19 protein-coding genes and 1 tRNA gene are annotated in these 20,453 nt (G+C 69.7%); 9 read left to right on the top strand and 11 right to left on the bottom strand.

Features of this window, described 5'->3' with window-relative positions; genetic code table 11:
- Positions 1 to 82 precede the first annotated feature (82 nt).
- Positions 83 to 700, top strand: coding sequence for a DedA family protein (locus tag POF73_RS15125; protein WP_272115273.1), 618 nt, complete (start codon positions 83 to 85; stop codon positions 698 to 700).
- 54 nt (positions 701 to 754) lie between these two features.
- On the opposite strand, the gene POF73_RS15120 is transcribed toward POF73_RS15125, so the two are convergent.
- Positions 755 to 988: a DUF2277 domain-containing protein gene (locus POF73_RS15120; protein ID WP_272115272.1), complete on the bottom strand. Its 234-nt coding sequence runs from the start codon at positions 986 to 988 to the stop codon at positions 755 to 757.
- An 89-nt stretch (positions 989 to 1,077) separates the two neighbouring features.
- Between POF73_RS15120 and POF73_RS15115 the strand changes: the two genes are divergently transcribed.
- Together POF73_RS15115 and POF73_RS15110 are read left to right on the top strand one after the other, a co-directional pair.
- Positions 1,078 to 1,998, top strand: coding sequence for a ketopantoate reductase family protein (locus tag POF73_RS15115; RefSeq protein WP_272115401.1), 921 nt, complete (start codon positions 1,078 to 1,080; stop codon positions 1,996 to 1,998).
- A 65-nt stretch (positions 1,999 to 2,063) separates the two neighbouring features.
- Entirely contained in the window at positions 2,064 to 2,408 is a 345-nt protein-coding gene (locus POF73_RS15110) for a hypothetical protein (protein ID WP_272115271.1), read from the top strand.
- Between the two features lie 63 nt (positions 2,409 to 2,471).
- On the opposite strand, the gene POF73_RS15105 is transcribed toward POF73_RS15110, so the two are convergent.
- Positions 2,472 to 2,543: transfer RNA gene (locus POF73_RS15105), tRNA-Val, on the bottom strand.
- A 272-nt stretch (positions 2,544 to 2,815) separates the two neighbouring features.
- On the opposite strand from POF73_RS15105, the gene POF73_RS15100 reads away from it, so the two are divergent.
- From POF73_RS15100 to POF73_RS15090, 3 genes are all read left to right on the top strand, one after another.
- Positions 2,816 to 3,589 carry a DUF4097 family beta strand repeat-containing protein gene (locus POF73_RS15100; RefSeq protein WP_272115270.1) on the top strand — a complete coding sequence of 258 codons (774 nt, stop codon included), beginning with the start codon at positions 2,816 to 2,818 and terminating at the stop codon, positions 3,587 to 3,589.
- Positions 3,590 to 3,936: 347 nt separating this feature from the next.
- Positions 3,937 to 5,340 (top strand): hypothetical protein, encoded by a 1,404-nt coding sequence (locus POF73_RS15095; protein ID WP_334313604.1) that lies wholly within the window; start codon positions 3,937 to 3,939, stop codon positions 5,338 to 5,340.
- Between the two features lie 19 nt (positions 5,341 to 5,359).
- Positions 5,360 to 5,578: an FmdB family zinc ribbon protein gene (locus tag POF73_RS15090; RefSeq protein WP_272115269.1), complete on the top strand. Its 219-nt coding sequence runs from the start codon at positions 5,360 to 5,362 to the stop codon at positions 5,576 to 5,578.
- 173 nt (positions 5,579 to 5,751) lie between these two features.
- Here POF73_RS15090 and POF73_RS15085 read toward each other — a convergent pair whose 3' ends face one another.
- The 3 genes from POF73_RS15085 to POF73_RS15075 are packed head-to-tail and all read right to left on the bottom strand — an operon-like array spanning position 5,752 to position 10,454.
- Positions 5,752 to 6,570 (bottom strand): HAD family hydrolase, encoded by an 819-nt coding sequence (locus tag POF73_RS15085; RefSeq protein WP_272115268.1) that lies wholly within the window; start codon positions 6,568 to 6,570, stop codon positions 5,752 to 5,754.
- Positions 6,570 to 9,227: a phosphoribosyltransferase gene (locus tag POF73_RS15080; RefSeq protein ID WP_272115267.1), complete on the bottom strand. Its 2,658-nt coding sequence runs from the start codon at positions 9,225 to 9,227 to the stop codon at positions 6,570 to 6,572. Before POF73_RS15080 ends, POF73_RS15085 begins: the two co-directional genes overlap by 1 nt.
- A 51-nt stretch (positions 9,228 to 9,278) precedes the next feature.
- Positions 9,279 to 10,454, bottom strand: a complete 1,176-nt coding sequence (locus tag POF73_RS15075; RefSeq protein ID WP_272115266.1) for an HpcH/HpaI aldolase/citrate lyase family protein — start codon at positions 10,452 to 10,454, stop codon at positions 9,279 to 9,281.
- 188 nt (positions 10,455 to 10,642) lie between these two features.
- On the opposite strand from POF73_RS15075, the gene POF73_RS15070 reads away from it, so the two are divergent.
- Positions 10,643 to 11,458 carry a TerD family protein gene (locus tag POF73_RS15070; RefSeq protein ID WP_272115265.1) on the top strand — a complete coding sequence of 272 codons (816 nt, stop codon included), beginning with the start codon at positions 10,643 to 10,645 and terminating at the stop codon, positions 11,456 to 11,458.
- A 117-nt stretch (positions 11,459 to 11,575) separates the two neighbouring features.
- Here POF73_RS15070 and POF73_RS15065 read toward each other — a convergent pair whose 3' ends face one another.
- The 6 genes from POF73_RS15065 to POF73_RS15040 all read right to left on the bottom strand — a co-directional run bounded on the left by POF73_RS15065 (position 11,576) and on the right by POF73_RS15040 (position 16,217).
- Positions 11,576 to 12,313, bottom strand: a complete 738-nt coding sequence (locus POF73_RS15065; protein ID WP_272115264.1) for a TerD family protein — start codon at positions 12,311 to 12,313, stop codon at positions 11,576 to 11,578.
- 125 nt (positions 12,314 to 12,438) lie between these two features.
- Entirely contained in the window at positions 12,439 to 13,587 is a 1,149-nt protein-coding gene (locus POF73_RS15060; RefSeq protein WP_272115263.1) for a DUF475 domain-containing protein, read from the bottom strand.
- 125 nt (positions 13,588 to 13,712) lie between these two features.
- Positions 13,713 to 14,288, bottom strand: coding sequence for a TerD family protein (locus tag POF73_RS15055; protein ID WP_272115262.1), 576 nt, complete (start codon positions 14,286 to 14,288; stop codon positions 13,713 to 13,715).
- 204 nt (positions 14,289 to 14,492) lie between these two features.
- The gene (locus POF73_RS15050; RefSeq protein ID WP_272115261.1) at positions 14,493 to 15,068 is read right to left on the bottom strand and encodes a TerD family protein; all 576 of its coding nucleotides are present in this window, start codon (positions 15,066 to 15,068) and stop codon (positions 14,493 to 14,495) included.
- Positions 15,069 to 15,205: 137 nt separating this feature from the next.
- Positions 15,206 to 15,664 carry a peroxiredoxin gene (locus POF73_RS15045; RefSeq protein WP_272115260.1) on the bottom strand — a complete coding sequence of 153 codons (459 nt, stop codon included), beginning with the start codon at positions 15,662 to 15,664 and terminating at the stop codon, positions 15,206 to 15,208.
- A gap of 118 nt (positions 15,665 to 15,782) precedes the next feature.
- Entirely contained in the window at positions 15,783 to 16,217 is a 435-nt protein-coding gene (locus tag POF73_RS15040) for a DUF3052 domain-containing protein (protein ID WP_272115259.1), read from the bottom strand.
- A gap of 362 nt (positions 16,218 to 16,579) precedes the next feature.
- On the opposite strand from POF73_RS15040, the gene aceE reads away from it, so the two are divergent.
- Positions 16,580 to 19,327, top strand: a complete 2,748-nt coding sequence (aceE, locus tag POF73_RS15035; RefSeq protein ID WP_272115258.1) for a pyruvate dehydrogenase (acetyl-transferring), homodimeric type — start codon at positions 16,580 to 16,582, stop codon at positions 19,325 to 19,327.
- Between the two features lie 94 nt (positions 19,328 to 19,421).
- Entirely contained in the window at positions 19,422 to 20,183 is a 762-nt protein-coding gene (locus POF73_RS15030) for a potassium channel family protein (protein WP_272115257.1), read from the top strand.
- The last annotated feature ends 270 nt before the right edge of the window (positions 20,184 to 20,453 follow it).

The following is a 20,453-nucleotide window of genomic DNA, read 5'->3' as shown; positions in this document are numbered from 1 at the left end:
GTATGGCTGTCATAGGCCGCCCCTGCCGCTCCCCCGCGACGTCGCGGCACGGTCTGGCCACGGGGGTTAACGGGGAGTTGCGGTGCAGGGTTTCGAGGACGTGGGCTCGCTGACAGCGGGTCCATGGATCTACGTCGTGGTGGCACTGTCGATCCTGCTGGACGTGTTCCTGCCGGTGCTGCCCAGCGGCGTTCTGGTGATCATGGCGGCGACGGCCGCGGCCGCGGGCTCGGGTGCCGCGACCGGTGAGGTGCCCGGCGAGGTCCCGGACATCCTGGCCCTGACGCTCTGCGCGGCGACGGCCTCCGTCCTGGGCGACCTCGTCGCCTACCGCGTCGCCCGGCGCGGCGGCGCCCGACTGGACCGCGCGATCGCCCGCTCCCGCCGCCTGACATCTGCGCAGGAACGTCTCGGCGCCGCCCTGGCCCGGGGCGGCGGCGCCCTGGTCGTCCTCGCCCGCTTCGCCCCCGCCGGCCGCTCGGTCGTCTCCCTCGGCGCCGGCGCCACCCACCGCAGCGCCCGCGACTTCCTCCCCTGGTCCGCCCTGGCCGGCCTCACCTGGGCCGTGTACAGCGTGGCCCTCGGCTACTTCGGCGCCCAGTGGCTGGGCGCGACATGGCTGGCGACGGCGGTGTCGGTGGCGGCGCTGTTCGGGGCCGGGGCGGTGGCCACGTACCTGGTGCGGCGGGGGCCGGCGTAGCGGGGTGCGGTTCGTCGGCACGCTGCCGGTGCCGGGCACCGCTTGCCTCCGACCTCACCCGGCCTTGCGCGCCACCGCGGCCCCCCGCACCTCCAGCCCGTCGAGCAGTTCGGCCGTGGCCTGCGCGATCATGTCGACGGCACGGTCGAAGACCTCGCGGTTGTGCGCGGCCGGGGCCCGGAAGCCGGAGACCTTGCGTACGTACTGGAGGGCGGCGGCCCTGATCTCTTCCTCCGTCGCCTCTTCGGGCAACACGGGCGGACGGAGCGTCTTGATGCTGCGGCACATGCGTCCAGTCTCCCCCGAGAAAGGCGCTGTCTGCCATGATCACCTCAGAGGCGGCCACCATTCCGGGGCCGACCGACGAGAGGATTCGCATGACGGCGAACGGCACGACGGCGAATGACCGAATCACCGTGGCGGTACTGGGCCCGGGCGGCATAGGCGGCCTGCTGGCCGCGCTGCTGTCCAGGGCGGGCCACCGCGTCATCTGCCTGGCCGGCGACGAGACGGCCAAGGCCCTGCGTACGACGGGAATCCGCGTCCGCAGCGGCCTGTTCGGGGACTTCACGGCCGAGGTGGAGGCGGACACCGAACTCCGCGAACCGGTCGACGCCTGCCTGATCACGGTCAAGGCCACCGCCCTCGACACCGCCCTGACCCGCGTCCCGCCCAAGGTGCTGGGCGACGCCCTGGTCGTCCCCTTCCTGAACGGCGTGGAACACCCCCGACCCCTCCGCGCCCGGTACGGCGCCGACCGGGTCGCCCCCGCCGTCATCCGCGTCGAGTCGACCCGCGTGGCGGCCGGGGAGATCCAGCACGCGAGCCCCTTCGCCGAGATCGACCTGACCGGCGACGCGGTCCCCGACGACCGCCTGGACGCCCTGGCCCGGACCCTCGGCTCGGCCGGCCCCACCACTCGCGTCCTCCCCGACGAGACGGCGGCCCTCTGGGCGAAGATGTCGTTCCTGGCCCCCTTCGCCCTCCTCACCACGCGCCACGCCCTCCCCCTCGGCGGCGTACGCACGGTCCACCGCGAGGAGTTGACGTCCCTGGTCGAGGAGACGGCAGCTGTCAGCCGAGCCTGCGGCGGCCCCGCCGACCCGGCCCAGGCCCTCGCCCGCTACGACGCCTTCCTGCCCGGCACGAAGTCGTCGATGCAACGGGACGCCGAAGCGGGCCGCCCCCTCGAACTGGACGCCATCGGCGGCGCGTTGCTCCGTGCGGCGGAAGAGCACGGGGTGGCCACGCCGGTGACGGCGCGCCTGGTAGGGGAGTTGAGGGAGGCCGGCCACTGAGGCCGGTTTCATCAACCGTCCAAAGGTGCTCGCAACCCAAAATCGAACAGGCGTAGCATTGCGCCGTGGCTACGTCCTATGACTTTCCGAGTGACCTCCTAGCCGGCCAGGAGGAGCTGCATCAGGTCCGGGCCGAGCTGTCGGCTCTGCTGAGGCGGCTTCCCTGGTCGGTCGTGCCCCTGGACGGATTCAGCGACGACAACGGCTGGCGCAAGGTCGAGCGCCCCGCCTCCCCCGGCTGGACGGAGGACGAGCAGGCCGAGGTGGAGAAGCTCCGGCGACGCGAGCACGAGCTCGCGGTGTTCGTCAGCGGGCACCGCTACTGGTCGGAGATGGCCGGAGCGGAGCGCGTCGACGCCCGCACGAAGCTGAAGCACGCCCACGAGGCGTCGGCGGAGAAAGAGAGCTAGCGGAGAAGGAGCGCTGATACGCCGAGGACCCCGACCGTGAACGGTCGGGGTCCTCTTCCGCTGTGGGCGCGGACGGTTTCGAACCGCCGACATCCTGCTTGTAAGGCAGGCGCTCTACCCCTGAGCTACGCACCCGAGAACGAGTCGACAGCCTACCTTGCCAGGGGCCATGTCCCGCAAACCCGTATCGCGGACTGTCCGGGATGCCGGGAAGTCCGGGGATCACCTGGGGGATCGCCTCGGGGACAGCTCGGGGATCACCTGGGGTTATCCCCACCATGGATCCGGGAGCAGCCCGGATCCCCCGGGGGGCCAGGCGTCCGTACGCTCAAGGAATCGTGCAGGAAATCGTTGAATTCCCGGGCCACCGAGGTCGGCCACAGGGGAAGTCTCAGGGGGAGATCGTCATGGCCCGTACCGTTCCCGCTCGCGCCGCCGCCGTCGCCGCGGTCGTCGTGGTGCTCGTCGCCGGTGTCGCCGCATGCGGGGCCGACGCGGGGGACGACAAGGAGCCCGACCACCGGTCCTTCCCGCTGGAGGGACGGACACTGACCGTCGACTCCGACGACTCGGCGCTGGAGATCGTCGCCGACGACGGGAACAAGGCCGGGACGGTTGCGGTCACCCGGTGGTTCAAGGGTTCCGTCGCGGTCGGCTCGGACCCCGAGGTGACCTGGGAGATGAAGGACGACCGGCTGGTGCTGCGGGAGAAGTGCTCCGGCATGATCACCAACTGCTCGGCCAAGCACCGCATCGAGGTGCCGCGCGGCGTCACCGTGAAGGTCGAGGACGGGGACGGCAGTGTGCGGGCCCAGGGGTTCAAGGATCCGCTCAGCATTCGTACGGGAGACGGCTCCGTGCGGGTCACCGACTCCAGCGGTCCGCTGAACCTGAAGACCGGCGACGGCTCCATGCATGTCTCCGACGTCTCCTCGCGCCGGGTGAAGGCGCAGACCGGTGACGGCTCGGTCCGGCTCGAACTCGGCACCGTGCCGGACCTGGTGGAGACCCGCAGCGGCGACGGCTCGGTGACGATCGAGGTGCCGCGGGCCACGTACCGGGTGACGACGAAGAGCGGCGACGGCTCGGTGGACGTGTCCGTGCCCAAGGACGACAGCAGCGCCCATGTGGTGTCCGCGCAGAGCGGAGACGGGCAAATCACGGTGCGAACCGCGAACTAATCGGCCCGTGTGTTCGTCCTAAACCGGTGGGAGAATGACACCGGGAAGGGTGAATGACAGCACGGGAGAGGGATGTGACGGCGACACCTCCGCAGCCGAACTCGCCGTCAGTACCGGGCGCGCCGGGACATCGGGCGCGCTCGGCCGTCCAGCAGCCCGTGCGTTCCGCCGCCCGGGCCGAGGGCTCCGTCGACCGGACCGAGGGCTCCGTCGACAGGGTCGGGGATTCCGTCGGCCGGGTCGAAGGTTCGGCCGGCCGGGTCGAGGATTCCGTCGGCCGGTCCAAGGGCCCCTCCGCCCGGCCCCAGCCCGAGCCCCGGTCTCGGCCTCTGTCCCTGTCCCTGTCCCTGTCCCCATCCCGGTCCCAGTCCCAGTCCCAGTCCCCATCTCGCTCCTGGTCCCAGTCCCCGTCCCGCCATCGCGCTCTCCGTGACACCCTCACCCTGATCGCCGTCCCCCTCGTCGCCGCCCTGGCGCTGCCCGCCGTGCTCCCCGCCGCCTTCGCCGGTGGTGGTACGCGGCGCTGGTTCGGGGGGCGGGCCGAGAGTCAGCGGGCCGAGGCGCAGGCCGCGAAGGATGCGGCGGCGGCCGCGTTCTACGAGCTGGACACCGCCCAGCGGGATCTGCGGATCTCGATCGAGACGATCGCGGCCGTCGACGACTCCCCCGCCGCCCGCCGGGCGATCACCGACTTCGAGGCGCTCGGACGGCGCATCGACGAGGCCAGCGGCCAGTACATCCAGGCCGTCGACGCCCACGACCTCGACCGTGACGACCTGGAGGCCTCGGCCGCCGCCCGCGCCCGTACGGAACTGGCGAGGGCCAAGGACGGCCTCGACAACATGAAGCGCGAGCTGGACCGCTTCGCCGACGGGCTCGGGCCGCTGCTCGGCAAGGCGGAGACCCAGCTGGCCCGTCTCGCCCCGGCCGTGGAGCGCGCCCGCCAGGGGCTGCTCGCCGCCTCGAACGCCCTGGACGCCGTACGGAGCTCGGGGCTGAAGGCCGACGACCTCGCGGCGCGGCTGGCGGCCCTCGGGCCCGAGCTGACCAAGCTCAACCAGGGCGCCGGGCAGCATGGCGTCCCGCAGACGCTGGAGCGTGCCGAGCGGGTCGCGCGGGAGGCCGAGGCGGTCCGGGTGGAGGCCGAGCGGCTGCCGGAGCGGGCGGCCGAGATCGACCACCGGCTGGTCTCGCTGCGGACGCGCGCACAGGCGCTCACCACCCGTGCCGGGCAGGTGGAGCCGGTGCTCAGCGAGCTGCGGCGGCGGTTCACGGCGGCCTGCTGGCAGGACCTGCAGGGCGTCCCGGACGGTGCCGCGGAGAACGTACGACAGGCCGAGCTGAAGCTGAACGAGGCCCGGGCCGCGCGCGACGAGCAGCGCTGGCCGGACGCCACCGCTCTGCTGTCGACGGTCCGGGCGCTGCTGAACGGCACGGACGAGTCGGTGTCTGCGGCCGGTGACCGGCTGCGGCGGCTGAACGCCGTGCAGAAGGACCCCCAGCAGGAGATCGACCGGACCCGCTTCGCGATCCGGGACGCCCAGCGGCTGGCCATGGCGGGCCGCAACACGCCCGACCCGCGGCACGCACGCCCGCTGGACGACTCCGTCGGCCGACTGGAGCGGGCGATCGGCACGCTGGAGGGCCGCCACCCGGACTACTGGCACTTCCTGACCGAGACGGAAGCGGTACGGCACACGGTGGCCGGGGTCGTCTCCCAGATCCGTGAGGAGCGCGGCGGCGGGCACTGACGGGGCTTAACCTGTGCTCATGCCTCGCTACGAGTACCGCTGCCGCAGCTGCGGCGACACGTTTGAACTGAGCCGGCCGATGGCGGAGTCGTCCGACCCGGCGAGCTGCCCTGCGGGGCATGACGACACGGTGAAGCTGTTGTCGACGGTCGCCGTGGGCGGTACGGCGAGCGCCCCCGCGGCACAGAAGCCGAGCGGCGGGGGCGGTGGGTGTTGCGGTGGGGGCTGTTGCGGCTAGGTAGGCCGGTGCATTGTCGTCTGCGGGTGCGTGGGGGCTTGTCGCGCCCACGCGGCAGAGCCGCATATTGATACAGCCCCGCGCCCCTGGGTCGGCTGAGCCGCAGCCGCGCCCAAGGGGCGCGGGGAACTGCGCGACAAGCCACACACGACCCGCAGCCGCCGCGCCACCGGTCATCCCTGGTTCTTGGGCGCTACGGCCTTCAAGAACTCCCGCAGGATCCGCTCCCCCGCCAGCACCCCCCGCTCCGGCAGCGCACTGACCGCCGGAGCCGTCCAGTCGTCGTCCGCCAGCTCACCGTGGCCCGGTCGCCAGCCCCTGTCGGCGGCCAGCAGCAGGTCGGCGTCCAGCAGGGAGTCGCCCGCCGCCAGCGTCAGGTCCGCACCGGTGCGCCGGGCGACCTCGTGCATGGCGGCGCTCTTGGTGAGCGGCTTCGGGACGGCGTAGATCTTGCGCCCCTGGAGCGACACCGTCCACCCGCGGTTCTCCGCCCACACCGCGAGCTCCTTCACCCACTCCTCGGGCAGCAGCTCGCGCTCCACCACCAGGTAGGCGAAGAGGTCCTCGGCGATCCGGTGCTTGCGCACCCACGCCGGGGACGCCGTCGCCATCAAGTGGTCCTGCACCTCCGCGAGCGGCGCACACTGCTCGGCCAGCCGGGCCGCGACCCGCGCGCTCCAGTCGGGGTCGGAGACGCCGTCGACCAGCAGATGGCCGCCATTGGCGCAGATCGCGTACTTCGGCGCGGGGCCCGGCAGGTTGATGCGCTGGTACTGCTTACGGGTCCGGGTCGTCGTCGGCACGAAGACCGCCGCGTCACCGAGGTCGGTCAGCAGCTGGGCCGCCGTCTCGGTCATGTACGACAGCGGCTTGCTCTCGTGCACCTCCACGCACAGCAGCCTGGGCGCCCGCGGGTCCGGCATGGTCAGCGCGAGGGCCGCGGCGGAGTAGATGAGCGTACGGTCGAGGTCGCTCGCCACCAGCACCGGCATCAGACGTTCACCGCCCTGCCGTCGGCGCCCGTCGCGCCCCGCGTGTACTTGGGGTGGATCAATCCCACGCAGGTGTACGGCAGTTCGGCGACCTCTTCCACCGGAACCCCTCTCTGTTCGGCCAGCAGTCGTACATGGTCCAGGTCGGCGCCCGCCCCGGCCCGCGCCAGGATCTTCCAGGGCACCCGGCGCAGCAGCACCCGTGTGGTCTCGCCGACGCCCGGCTTGACGAGGTTCACGTCGTGGATGCCGTACTCCTCGCTGATGCGCTCGACGGCGGCCCAGCCCTCCCAGGTCGGCTCGCGGTCGCCGGACAGCAGCTCCTTGGCCGTCGCGTCCACGGCGTCCACGACCTCCGGGAAGCGCGCGGACACGGCGTCCAGGAAGGCCACGGAGACATCGGCGTCGGCGAGTTCGCGGTAGAACTTCGCACCGTGGTAGTCGTGCGGCCCGACCAGGTCGGCACGCAGGACGGTGCGGGAGATCAGGCCGGAGACCGTGGAGTTGAGGCAGGCGGACGGGATGAGGTAGTCGTCGCGGGTGCCGTACGTCCGCACGCAGGAGCCCGGGTCGGCCAGTACGGCGATCTCCGGGTCGAAGCCGGTGATGCCGTCGGACGCCTCGAACTCCCTTATCGCCGCGGTCAGTTCGCGGGTGATGGCGCCCTTGCCGGTCCAGCCGTCGACGAAGACGACGTCACGCGGGTCGTGGTGGGCGGCCAGCCAGCGCAGCGCGTTGGCGTCGATGCCGCGGCCGCGCACGATGGACACGGCGTAGTGCGGGAGTTCGAGCCCGTGGCGGAACTGCGCCCAGCGGCGCATCAGTACGCCCACGGGGGTGCCCGCGCGGGCGAGCGAGACCAGCACCGGCCGCGGCATGGGGGTCCCCCCACGCTTTCGGCTGTGGGGGAGCTCGGCGAGGACGAGCTCGGTCACGGCACCGGCCGCCTGCGCCAGCCGTGCCGCCGACTCCTCCAGCGCCGCGTGGAACAGTGCCTGGTACTGCTCGCTCGGCTGGTACTCCACCGGCAGCGACTCCGCGTAGTGCGCGCCGCCGCTCTGGATGGCCTCCTCGCGCTCCTCGGTCGGCGCCTCCAGCGTCACGTCCGAGAGATCCTGCAGCAGCCAGCCGACCTCCTCGGGGGCGTACGAGGAGAAGGCGGGGCCGCGGAGGGGCTCGGGCAGCATGGAGTGCCTTTCGGGGATGGCCAGGGGGCCGGGGACGTACGACGGCACGACCGCCAGCAGGACGTGCGGGGCGTGCGCGGCGAGCTGTGCCAACAGGCCCTCGGGCGCGTGCAGTTCGGGGGTGTCGGCGGTCGAGTCGACGACGGCTATGACGGCGTCGAAGCCGGCGCCGGCGATGTTGTAGGCGTAGCGCTCGCCGGGGCCGTCGGCCGGGTCGTCGTGGGCCGGGAAGACGAGGCGGGTGCGTATCGCGTAGCCGGGGTCGTCGACCGCGAGGACGGGTGAGCGGGTGGTGGTGGAGTACCGGACCTCGACGCCCTCGGTGACCTGCTCCAGCTCACGGGCGAGGCGGAGGGGGGCGTACATCAGCTCTTCGAAGCCGAGGACCAGCGCACTGCGCGTGTCGGCGGGGAGTGCCTCCGCGAGGCGGGCGGCCATGGCCGGGAGAGCGCCTTCGAGGCGGGTGCGGTGTTCGGGCGTGAAGCCGTGCCGGCCGCCGTCGGGGAGGCCGGTGGGCCAGTGCAGGTCTATGCGGGTGGTGTGGGGGTGGGTGCGGTCGTCTTCCGGGTGCGGGCCGGTGGGGGCTTGTCGCGCAGTTCCCCGCGCCCCTAGGGGGTTGGCCCGCACGTCGGCTTCAACGGCCGCTGACTCGGCGGACGCGGCACCGCCATCGCCCTCCAGGGGCGCGGGGAACTGCGCGACCAGCCCCGACGCACCCGCAGACGACGAACGCCACTCCGCGGCACTCTCCGCCTCGTACCGAGCCACCAACTCCTGCCCCTTCGCCAACACCCCCTCCGGCAGCCGTACCGTCCCCGAAGCCGCAGTCACCAGATCCACCCGCGCGCCGATCTCACGGGCGAACTCGTCCAAACGACCGGCATCGGCAGCCGACCGCATGTCCACCAGCGCGACCACCACATACCGCCGCCGCGGGTACCGCGCATGAAGATCGCGCACCGTGTTCAGCACCGTGTTCCCCGTGGAGAACTCGTCGTCGACCAGGACCAGCGGCCCGTCACCCACCAGCAGCGCCGGATCCTCCGGCAGCAGCAGATGCGACGTGGCGTGCGAGTGGGACTCCTCGAAGCCGCCCGCGCGGGCGACCCCGGCGACGGGACGGCGGGTGGAGTGCAGATACGGGGCGAGGCCGATGCCGTCGGCGACGGAGTGGCCGAGCCCGGTCGCCGTCTCCGCGTAGCCGAGGACGACCGCCCTGGCCGCCTCGTCGGCACCCAGGAGTTCCCGCACGCGCCGGCCGAGGGCGAACCCGGCGCCGTACACCACGGACGGTGACTGCGGTACGTGCTTGCCGAGCACGTTGGAGACCAGCAGATGCGCGCGCTTGGGGTTGCGGCGCAGGGCGAGCCCCAGCATCTCCGTGAGCTCGTCGTCGCCCATGAGCTGGACCCCGAGCCGTTCGGCGACCCAGCTGCCGGACCAGACCCCGTTGTTCACTGCGTTGTTCATGCGTCCCTTGGATATAGAGGCCGTTCGGCCGGTTAGAGCCCTTCGGCCGGTTCAGGCCGGGATTCCGGCGGCGAGCAGTTCCACGAAGCCGATGTCCTCATTGGCCACGCCGAACACCTCGGCCCGCAGCAGGGTCCGCTCGGCCCAGGCGCGGTGCGGCTTCACCTCATTCATCTTGTTCGTGTACTGCGACCGAAGTACACCCCCGCCGCCGCGCTCCGGCCGCAGGATGTCCTGGGCGTCACTGAACTCCTCATGGCTGACCACGGACAGTGCGTGCACCGGCAGCACGTGGGAGGGGTGGATGCAGGTCTTGCCGAGCAGGCCGTTGGCGTGGTCCATCGTGATCTCGCGCAGCAGGCCGTCCATGGCGTGCTCGATGAGGGCCTCGCGCAGCTCCTCGGCCTGGCCCTCCAGGAAGGGGCTGCGGCGCAGCTGCGGCTTGAACATACGTTCCTGCACGCGGAAGTACTCCCACACCGGCCCGGTCACCGTGAACCCGGTGCCGTCGGCTCTGCCCAGCATGTTCACCACGTCGGCGATGACGGAGGCGACGATCTGGACGTCGTACGCCGTCATGTCCGGGGCGCGGCGCAGCCCGTAGGACGAGCAGAAGTCGGTGACGCCGAGCCGCAGCGCCAGCACCCGCTCGCGGTACTTGTCGACGGCGCGGAAGATGCCCTCCAGGGTCTCCACCCGTGACTCCCGGTAGAGCAGCTGGGGGGACTCCAGCACCGGCATGGCGAACAGCCGCCGCCCGCTGTGCGCCTCGGCGCTCGCGAGGGCCTCCAGGAAGGGCATGCCGCGCTCTTCGGTGAACTTGGGCAGTACGAATCCGGACAGCAGCCGTACGGCGGGTCCGAGGCGCCGTACGAGGTCGGGGATCTGCTCGGGCGTGCGGACCCGGATGAAGAGCAGCGGCAGATCCGCGGCGCCCTCGCCGTACCGTGCCGCGAGGTCGGTGAACTGCCGGACGAGGTTCTCCTCGCCCTCCGTCACGTCCTCGTCGCCGATCGAGTCCTCCAGGCACAGCACCATCGAGACCACGCCGCGTCCGGTCTGTTTGACGACGTCGTCGGCGAGCCGCGGCCTCGTGGCCGGACTGTAGAGCGTGGCGCCCAGGGCCGCGGAGAGCAGCCGGGCAGGGGAGTCGGCGCTGAACGCGCACGGCTCCTGATGGAAGAGGCGCTGCCGCACCTCTGGGGCGATGTGCCCGAAATGACGCATAGAGCTCCCCCGGGGTGACTCAGTGCCACCCGTGACCTGTTCACAGGTGGCCGGTAATAGTACGTAGATACCCATGTCAGGGGTTCCCGCAGGGCATGAATTTCTGGTAACGCGGACGAGCACAGGCGCGCACGGTCCGTCGCACCCCCGCGTTGTCGTGAGCAGGACGGAGAAGGCAGGATGACGGTATGACGCACGCGATGTTGAAGGGGTCGAACGTCCCGCTCGAAGCCACGACGGTACGTGCCGTACTGCGCTGGACGCCTGGGCAGGGGGTCCCGGACGTCGACGCCTCGGCTCTGCTCCTCGGCCCCGACGGTCGTGTGCGCTCCGACGAGGACTTCGTCTTCTACAACCAGCCCCGGCACCCCTCCGGGAAGGTCTGGCGGCTCGGCAAGAAGCGGGGCGCCGAGGGCCTCACCGACACCATCCAGACAGATCTGGCCGGTGTCGAGCCCGGCGTCGGCCAGATTCTTCTGGTCGCTTCGGCGGACGGCGTCACCTTCGACCGCGTACGAGACCTGCGCATCATGCTGTACGACGCGACAGCCGCCGACGGCGATCCGCTGGCCTACTTCGACATCAAGCCCGAGACTGGCCAGGAGACCGCCCTGATCTGCGGCGAGCTGTACCGCCGTGGCGAGGGCTGGAAGTTCCGCGCCCTCGGCGAGGGCTACTCGGACGGCCTCAGGGGCCTGGCCACGGACTTCGGCATCTCGGTGGACGAGTCGGAGGCGGCGGCAGCGGCGGCGGCTCAGCCGACCGCACCCCCGGAGGTCTCCCAGCCCCTGCCCCCCGAGCAGCCGACGACGACGGTCCCGCCCCAGCCGGCGTACGGCTACCCCCAGCAGCCCCCGGCAACGCAGCCCGCGTACGGCTACCCGCAGCCGACGAGCCAGCCGGCCATGGCCAACACGGGCTACGGCTACCCGCCCCCGGTGACAACAGCCCAGCCCCAGGGCTTCCAGCTGCCACCCCAGGGGCCACAGTTCATCGGACGGTAGGAAGACGCGCCCTGAGGGGCGCGGGGCTGTATCGATTTGCGGCTCCGCCGCGTGGGCGCGAGCAACCCCAACGCAACCCGCACCCGCCACCCGACAAGGCCCCGAGCTCTCAGGCGACTACTTCTCCGCCTTCGACTTGTATCCGCGCCCCCACTGCAGCCCCCACCCGAACAACCGGTCCAGCTCGGCCTGGAACCCGTAGACGAACTTGACCTCGCGCCGGACCCAGAGCTCGCCCTTGACGTTCTCGATCATCACCACCGCACAGGACCGGGCCTGCGGATGCCGTTCGTCGAGGCCTATCTCGATCCGCGGCCCGTTGCTCGGATACAGCGTGACGATCGCATGGGTGCGGTCGAACGCCGGCGTCTGGTCGTAGATGTACACAAAGACCAGCAACCGCTTGATGTTCTCCCGGTGATCAAGGTTGACGTACATCGTCTCGCCGGACGCCGACCCGAACCGGTCGTCCCCGCTGAGCTTCACGTACGGCGGCGCGTTGACGTCTCCGAGGAACCCGCCCAGCGGCTGGACGACGCCCTTCGTCCCGTCGGTCAGCTCGTACAGCGCACCGAGGTCGAGGTCGACGTTGACCATGCTCTGGCTGTGCCCGAGCACCTCCGGCGGCTTGAGCGCCTTGAACGGATGCCGCAGCAGACTCTCCCGCTGCGGGCCCCCGATGTCGGACGTCCGCATCCGCCAAGTCAGGTTGATCCGGAGATGCCCGGTCGCCGCCCCCTGTTTGGTGAGCGAGACCCGATCGTGCCGCTTCGTCAGCTCGATCGAGTTCGATGACGCGCTGCCCGAGTCGAACTCGACCGCCCGGCCACGCCAGAGCCCGTCCAAGAAGCCCATTCCGCCCCCACGTCCCACGAAAGAACCGCGTTCACCACGAAAGATCCGCAGTCACTCGGAAAAAACCGGCGGGGCGGCCGGAGGCCCGGCCGCCCCGCACAGAGCGTTCCTCACTGGCAGGGGTGTCACACCCCGGACGAGACCTCAGTCTTCTCGTCCGAGGTCTCCGCTTTTCCCTCCGCCGCCGCGAGCACGCGGTTGCGGCGGACCGAGGACCAGAAGGACCAACCGATCAGGATCACGCCGATCGAGCCGGTGACGAGCTCGGGGATCTCGTACTGGATGGTGACCAGCAGGATCATGGCCAGCGCGCCGATCGCGTAGTGCGCGCCGTGCTCCAGGTAGACGTACTCGTCGAGGGTGCCCTGGCGCACCAGGTACACGGTCAGCGAACGGACGTACATCGCGCCGATACCGAGGCCCAGCGCCATCAGGACGATGTCGTTGGTGATGGCGAAGGCGCCGATCACGCCGTCGAAGGAGAAGGACGCGTCCAGGACCTCCAGGTAGAGGAACATGAAGAACGCGGCCTTGCCGGCCATGGCGACCGCCGAGCGGGGCTTGCCGGAGCGCTCGGCCTCTTCCTCCGCCTCGTGCTCGCGCTCCTCCTCCTCTTCGAGCTTGTCCTCGAAGTAGCCGGAGAGTCCGCCCACGATCATGTACGTGATCAGACCGGCGATACCGGAGAGCAGGACCGTCTCCGCCTTGTCGACGTGCGCGCCGCCGTGCTGGTGGGCCTTGGTCGCGAAGGTCATCGCGGAGACCAGCAGGACGATCAGCGCGATGCAAACCGACAGCATGTCAACCTTGCCGAGCTTGGCCAGCGGGCGCTCCAGCCAGCTCAGCCACTTGATGTCCCGGTCCTCGAAGATGAAGTCCAGGAAGATCATCAGCAGGAACATGCCACCGAACGCGGCGATCGCCGGGTGGGCGTCGGTGACGAGCTCCTGGTAGCGGTCCTGGTCGTTGAGGGCGAGGTTGACCGCCTCGATCGGCCCGAGCTGGGCGCTGATCGCGACGATCACGACGGGGAAGACCAGCCGCATACCGAAGACGGCGATCAGGATGCCGACGGTGAGGAAGATCTTCTGCCAGAAGGCATTCATCTTCTTCAGGATTCCGGCGTTGACCACCGCGTTGTCGAACGACAGCGAGATCTCAAGGACGGAGAGGATCGCTACGATGCCGAAGGCCTCCCACCCCCCGAAGAGGACCGCCGCGACCAGGCCGAGCGCGGTGACCGCGAACGACCAGCCGAAGGTTTTCAGAACCACTGGCTACCCAATCCTGTGTGTACGGGGCTCCCGCGCGCCGCACTCGGCTTTACGAACTTTTGAAGCCGAAGTCTAGTCGGCCCCCCTCCTCACCCCACGGGGGCCCGACTTTTGCTCATATCGCGTTATGAGACGTTGACTCCGAAGTCGAGTGCGATGCCCCGGAGGCCGGACGCGTATCCCTGTCCGACAGCCCGGAACTTCCACTCTGCCTGGTAGCGATAGACCTCGCCGAAGATCATGGCGGTCTCGGTGGAGGCGTCCTCGCTGAGGTCGTAGCGGGCGAGTTCCTGGCCGTCGGCCTGGTTGACCACACGGATGAAGGCGTTGCTGACCTGGCCGAAGGTCTGGCCGCGTTCGTCGGCCATATGGATGGAGACGGGGAAGACGATCTTGTCGCAGTGGGCCGGCACCTTGGAGAGGTCGACCAGGATCGACTCGTCGTCGCCGTCGCCCTCACCGGTGAGGTTGTCCCCGGTGTGCTCCACCGAGCCGTCCGGGCTCTTCAGCTGGTTGTAGAAGACGAACCACTCATCGCCCAGAACCCGACCGCCGTTGCACATCAGGGCGCTGGCGTCGAGGTCGAAGGGGGCTCCGGTGGTGGAGCGCGCGTCCCAGCCGAGCCCGACCATCACCTGAGTGAGGTTCGGCGCGGCCTTGGACAGGGAGACGTTTCCTCCCTTGGCGAGCGTGACGCCCATGATGCTGGTCCTCCCCTTTAAGGGCCTGTCCTTTCGGCTCAGCCCGGTGAGCGTCGATCGGAGTCGGGCTGACCCGAAAGACAGGCCCTGTGATCCTTCTCTGGTTGTCCATGCGCATCCGGCGCCGCACCCAAACGGTACGGCGCCGGACTCGGCCAGTGGTGTCCTGGACTCTCACGCCCGGGTTGTCGAACTCTGTCGAACTCAGACGTTGACTCCGAAGTCCTGCGCGATGCCGCGCAGGCCCGAGGCGTAGCCCTGGCCGATGGCACGGAACTTCCACTCCGCGCCGTGCCGGTACAGCTCACCGAAGACCATCGCGGTCTCCGTGGACGCGTCCTCGCTGAGGTCGTAGCGCGCGATCTCGGTGCCGCCGGCCTGGTTCACGACGCGGATGAACGCGTTGCGCACCTGGCCGAAGGACTGCTGACGGTTCTCGGCGTCGTAGATCGAGACCGGGAAGACGATCTTCTCCACGTCGGCCGGGACGCCCGCAAGGTTGACCTTGATCTGCTCGTCGTCGCCCTCGCCCTCACCGGTGAGGTTGTCACCGGTGTGCTCGACGGAGCCGTCGGAGCTCTTGAGGTTGTTGAAGAAGACGAAGTTGGCGTCGCTGCCGACCTTGCCGGCGTTGTTCAGCAGCAGTGCGCTGGCGTCCAGGTCGAAGTCGGTGCCGGTCGTGGTGCGGACGTCCCACCCCAGACCGACGATGACCGCAGTGAGGCCAGGGGCCTCCTTGCTCAGTGATACGTTGCCGCCCTTGCTGAGGCTGACTCCCACGAGTCCTCCATTGGTGTCCAGGGGCGGGGAGCCCCGCCGTGCGTTTGATATCGGATCAACGAGTCGATCCTAGTGACGGGTTCCCGTGGTACGCAGGCCTTGATGCCGAAGAATCACAGGTGTCGTCACCAGCGGGATCAGAGGGTGTCGAGCGCCTTGACGTACTCGCTCAGGTCGCGCGCGTCCGGCAGGGCGTTGACGACGGTCCAGCGGACCACGCCCTCCTTGTCGATGACGAAGGTGCCGCGCACCGCGCAGCCCTTGTCCTCGGCGAAGACACCGTAGGCACGGCTGACCTCGCCGTGCGGCCAGAAGTCGCTGAGCAGCGGGTACTCAAGGCCCTCCTGCTCGGCGAAGACACGCAGGGTGTGGATGGAGTCGTTGGAGACGGCGAGCACCTGCGTGTCGCGGTCGGAGAACTGCGGCAGGTTGTCGCGCACCTCGCACAGCTCGCCGGTGCACACGCCGGTGAAGGCGAAGGGGTAGAAGAGCAGGACGACGTTCTTGGAACCACGGAAGCCGGAGAGCTTCACGGTCGCACCGTGGTTGTCCTTGAGCTCGAAGTCGGGGGCCTTTTCGCCGACCTGGATCGCCATCGCGTGGATGTCCCTTCGGTGGGGCTGTTCGGGTGGGTTCCACCCTATGCAGCGACCGCCGGGGCCCGTGCAGGAGGCCGGGCCGGGCTTTTCAGCCCGGCCCGGCACCGCACCGGTTCTACTTCTTGGTCTTGGCGGCCTTGGGCGTCACCAGCCGACTGCCGCTCCAGTCCTTGCCGACGCTGACGCTCTTGGACGCCGACAGACCCGCAGTGGTCGCGGCTTCAGAGATGTCGCTCGGCTCCACGTAGCCGTCACGGCCGGTCTTCGGCGTCAGCAACAGGATCGAGCCGCCCTCTTCGATGTACGTGGTGGCATCCACCAGCGCATCCGTCAGGTCGCCGTCCTCGTCGCGGAACCACAGCACCGCGGCATCGGCGACGTCGTCGTAGTCCTCGTCCACGAGCTCAGTGCCGGTGACTGACTCAATGGCCTCGCGGAGTTCCTGGTCTACGTCGTCGTCGTAGCCGATCTCCTGGACCACCTGCTCGGGCTGGAACCCCAGCCTCTCGGCAAGGGTCCGTTCCTCCGCGTGGTCCGCGGTCGCGCTCACGGGTTGCCTCCTGATCATGTTTTGGAAATAACTCAGCCACGCGCGTGCGCGAAGCATTGGCCGTAGTCCACACGGGCGGGACGGATCGCGCAAGTACCCGGCCGTTCAGACCGCCGAAACGGTGACGTTCCTGAACGTGTCACCGCAACTCCAGGCACACCATCATCGTCTCAGGGTGACGGGCACCACACCAATCTGCCCCCTTTGTGAGTTTGGGAACCATCGGCGGGCACTCGACCGTTCATCAAGCCTCGGTTACCCCACAGTAGAGATGACGTTTGGCGTACGTAGGTACACGATGGGGAGCGGTACAGACGCCCAGAAACCCCAGAAACACAGCCCTCTGACAGGTAAGGAACAGCGTGGCTTCCGGATCAGATCGCAACCCGATCATCATTGGCGGCCTTCCGAGTCAGGTTCCTGACTTCGATCCCGAGGAGACGCAGGAGTGGCTCGACTCCCTCGACGCCGCCGTTGACGAGCGCGGCCGTGAGCGGGCCCGCTATCTGATGCTGCGACTGATCGAGCGGGCCCGCGAGAAGCGTGTGGCCGTGCCCGAGATGCGCAGCACGGACTACGTCAACACGATCGCCACCAAGGACGAGCCGTTCTTCCCGGGCAACGAGGAGATCGAGCGCAAGATCCTCAACGCGACCCGGTGGAACGCCGCGGTCATGGTGTCCCGGGCCCAGCGCCCCGGCATCGGCGTCGGCGGCCACATCGCCACGTTCGCCTCCTCCGCCTCGCTGTACGACGTGGGCTTCAACCACTTCTTCCGCGGCAAGGACGAGGGCGACGGCGGCGACCAGGTCTTCTTCCAGGGCCACGCCTCCCCGGGCATCTACGCGCGCGCGTTCCTGCTGGACCGCCTCAGCGAGCAGAACCTGGACGCGTTCCGCCAGGAGAAGTCGAAGGCGCCGTACGGCCTGTCGAGTTACCCGCACCCGCGCCTGATGCCGGACTTCTGGGAGTTCCCGACCGTGTCGATGGGCCTCGGCCCGATCGGCGCGATCTACCAGGCGCGAATGAACCGCTACATGGAGGCGCGCGGCATCGCGGACACCTCCAGGTCGCAGGTGTGGGCGTTCCTCGGCGACGGCGAGATGGACGAGCCGGAGTCGCTGGGCCAGCTGTCCATCGCCGCGCGAGAGGGCCTGGACAACCTCACCTTCGTCGTCAACTGCAACCTGCAGCGCCTCGACGGCCCGGTGCGGGGCAACGGCAAGGTCATCCAGGAACTGGAGTCGATCTTCCGCGGCGCCGGCTGGAATGTGATCAAGCTGATCTGGGACCGCACCTGGGACCCGCTGCTCGCGCAGGACCGGGACGGCGTCCTGGTCAACCGGATGAACACCACGCCGGACGGCCAGTTCCAGACGTACGCCACCGAGACCGGCGCCTACATCCGCGACCACTTCTTCGGTGACGACCAGCGGCTGCGCGCGATGGTCGAGGGCATGACCGACGACCAGATCCTGCACCTGGGCCGCGGCGGTCACGACCACCGGAAGGTCTTCGCGGCGTTCTCGGCGGCCAAGGCGCACAAGGGCCAGCCGACGGTGATCCTGGCCAAGACGATCAAGGGCTGGACGCTCGGTCCCAACTTCGAGGGCCGTAACGCCACGCACCAGATGAAGAAGCTGACGGTCGACGACCTCAAGCGCTTCCGCGACCGGCTGCACCTGCCGATCGCCGACAAGGACCTGGAGAGCGGGGTGCCGCCGTACTACCACCCGGGGCGGGACTCCGAGGAGATCCAGTACATGCACGACCGCCGCAAGGGGCTCGGCGGTTACGTCCCCACGCGCGTGGTGCGCTCCGAGCCGCTGGCGCTGCCGGGCGACAAGACGTACGCGACCGTGAAGAAGGGGACGGGCCAGCAGTCGATCGCGACGACGATGGCCTTTGTGCGGCTGCTGAAGGACCTCATGCGGGACAAGGAGATCGGCAAGCGGTTCGTGCTGATCGCGCCGGACGAGTACCGCACGTTCGGCATGGACTCGTTCTTCCCGAGCGCGAAGATCTACAACCCGCTGGGCCAGCAGTACGAGTCGGTCGACCGCGATCTGCTGCTCGCGTACAAGGAGTCGCCGCAGGGCCAGATGCTGCACGACGGCATCTCGGAGGCCGGCTGCACGGCTTCCCTCATCGCGGCGGGTTCGGCGTACGCCACACACGGCGAACCCCTGATCCCTGTCTACGTCTTCTACTCGATGTTCGGTTTCCAGCGCACCGGCGACCAGTTCTGGCAGATGTCGGACCAGCTGGCGCGCGGTTTCGTCCTGGGCGCGACCGCCGGCCGCACAACCCTGACCGGTGAGGGCCTCCAGCACGCCGACGGGCACTCGCAGCTGCTCGCCTCGACGAACCCGGGCTGTGTGGCGTACGACCCGGCCTACGCGTTCGAGATCGCGCACATCGTGCAGGACGGTCTGCGCAGGATGTACGGCGGTTCGGCCGAGCACCCGCACGGCGAGGACGTCTTCTACTACCTCACCGTCTACAACGAGCCGATCCAGCACCCGGCCGAGCCGGAGAACGTGGACGTCGAGGGCATCCTCAAGGGCGTGTACCGCCTGAGCGAGGGCACGGCGGGCTCCGTCCCCGCCCAGATCATGGCGTCCGGTGTGGCCGTCCCCTGGGCGGTGGAGGCGCAGAAGATCCTCGCCGAGGAGTGGAACGTCAAGGCCGACGTCTGGTCGGCGACCTCCTGGAACGAGCTGCGGCGCGAGGCCGTGGAGTGCGAGGAGCACAACCTGCTGCACCCGGAGGAGGAGCAGCGGGTGCCGTATGTGACGCGCAAGCTGGGCGGGGCCGAGGGGCCGTTCGTGGCCGTCTCCGACTGGATGCGGTCGGTGCCGGACCAGATCGCGCGCTGGGTGCCGGGCACCTACCAGTCACTGGGCGCCGACGGCTTCGGCTTCGCGGACACCCGGGGTGCGGCGCGGCGCTTCTTCCACATCGACGCGCAGTCGATCGTGGTGGCGGTGCTGACCGAGCTGGCGAAGGAGGGGAAGGTCGACCGGTCGGCGCTGAAGCAGGCGATCGACCGTTACCAGCTCCTCGACGTGTCCGCGGCGGATCCGGGTGCCGCGGGAGGCGACGCCTAGGTTCCTGGGCACGGCGTCAACGGCTGGAAGGGGTGGTGTGCCCGTGAGTGACCTGCGGGATACACCGCCCCTTCACATTTCCTACGATGCGTCCATGAAGCAAGCGGTGGCTCAAGTGCGTTGGGAGCGGCATACCCAGCGGCCCCTGTTCGGTCTGGCTCTGGCGTTCGCCGTGGCCTATGCCGTACCGATCGTCGACCCCGATGCGAGCCATGACGTGGTGTCCGCGTGCCTCGCGGTGGAGTGGGTGGTGTGGGGCGCGTTCGCCCTGGACTACGTCGTCCGGCTCGCTCTCGCCGACCGGCGGGTGGAGTTCGTACGGGGCCACTGGCTGGACCTGTGCGCGGTGGTGCTGCCGCTGATCCAGCCGCTACGGCTGCTGCGGCTGGTGTCCACGCTGCTGCTCGTCGGGCAGCGGGCACGGATGGCCTCGCAGGTCAGGCTCACGACGTATGTCGCCGGGTCGGTGGTCGGGCTGCTGATGTTCGGGTCGCTGGCGGTGCTCTCCGTGGAGCGGGACTCCCCCAACGGGAACATCAAGACGCTGGGTGACGCGGTGTGGTGGTCGTTCACGACGATGACGACCGTGGGCTACGGCGATCATGCGCCGACCACGGGGGTGGGGCGGATGCTCGCGGTGGGCCTGATGCTCTCCGGTATCGCCCTGCTGGGTGTGGTGACCGCGAACATCGCCGCCTGGTTCATAGCCCGCTTCGAGATGGACGACGTGGAGGAACGCCGCCAGACGGAGGCGATACGCGCGCTGACGGAGGAGGTCCGCGCCCTGCGCGGCGAGGTCGCGTCACTGTCGGGGTCAATGGTGCCGGGCCAGATCGGCGAGGAAAAGGCCCGTTAGCGAGTCGCGGGGAGCGGTCTCTGCCGACGTGAGTGTGCCACCCCCAGGGGCGCGGGGCTGTATCGATTTGCGGCTCCACCGCGTGGGCGCGATCAGCCACGACCCACCCGCGGCCCGAATTCAACCGGCACCCCCACGGCGGAACCGAACCCGGCCCCACCGGCGGAGCCGCGACGCGCCATCCCCCTCCGGCGGCGCGCCGCAGGCCCCGGCTTGACCCACTGTGACCTGCGGCGCAGCCGCGACGGGAGGGATCTTCGGCGTTGTCAC

This window comes from Streptomyces sp. HD, from assembly GCF_028369295.1.
Classification (GTDB): Bacteria; Actinomycetota; Actinomycetes; order Streptomycetales; family Streptomycetaceae; genus Streptomyces.
This window is presented reverse-complemented; position numbering and strand designations above follow the sequence as displayed.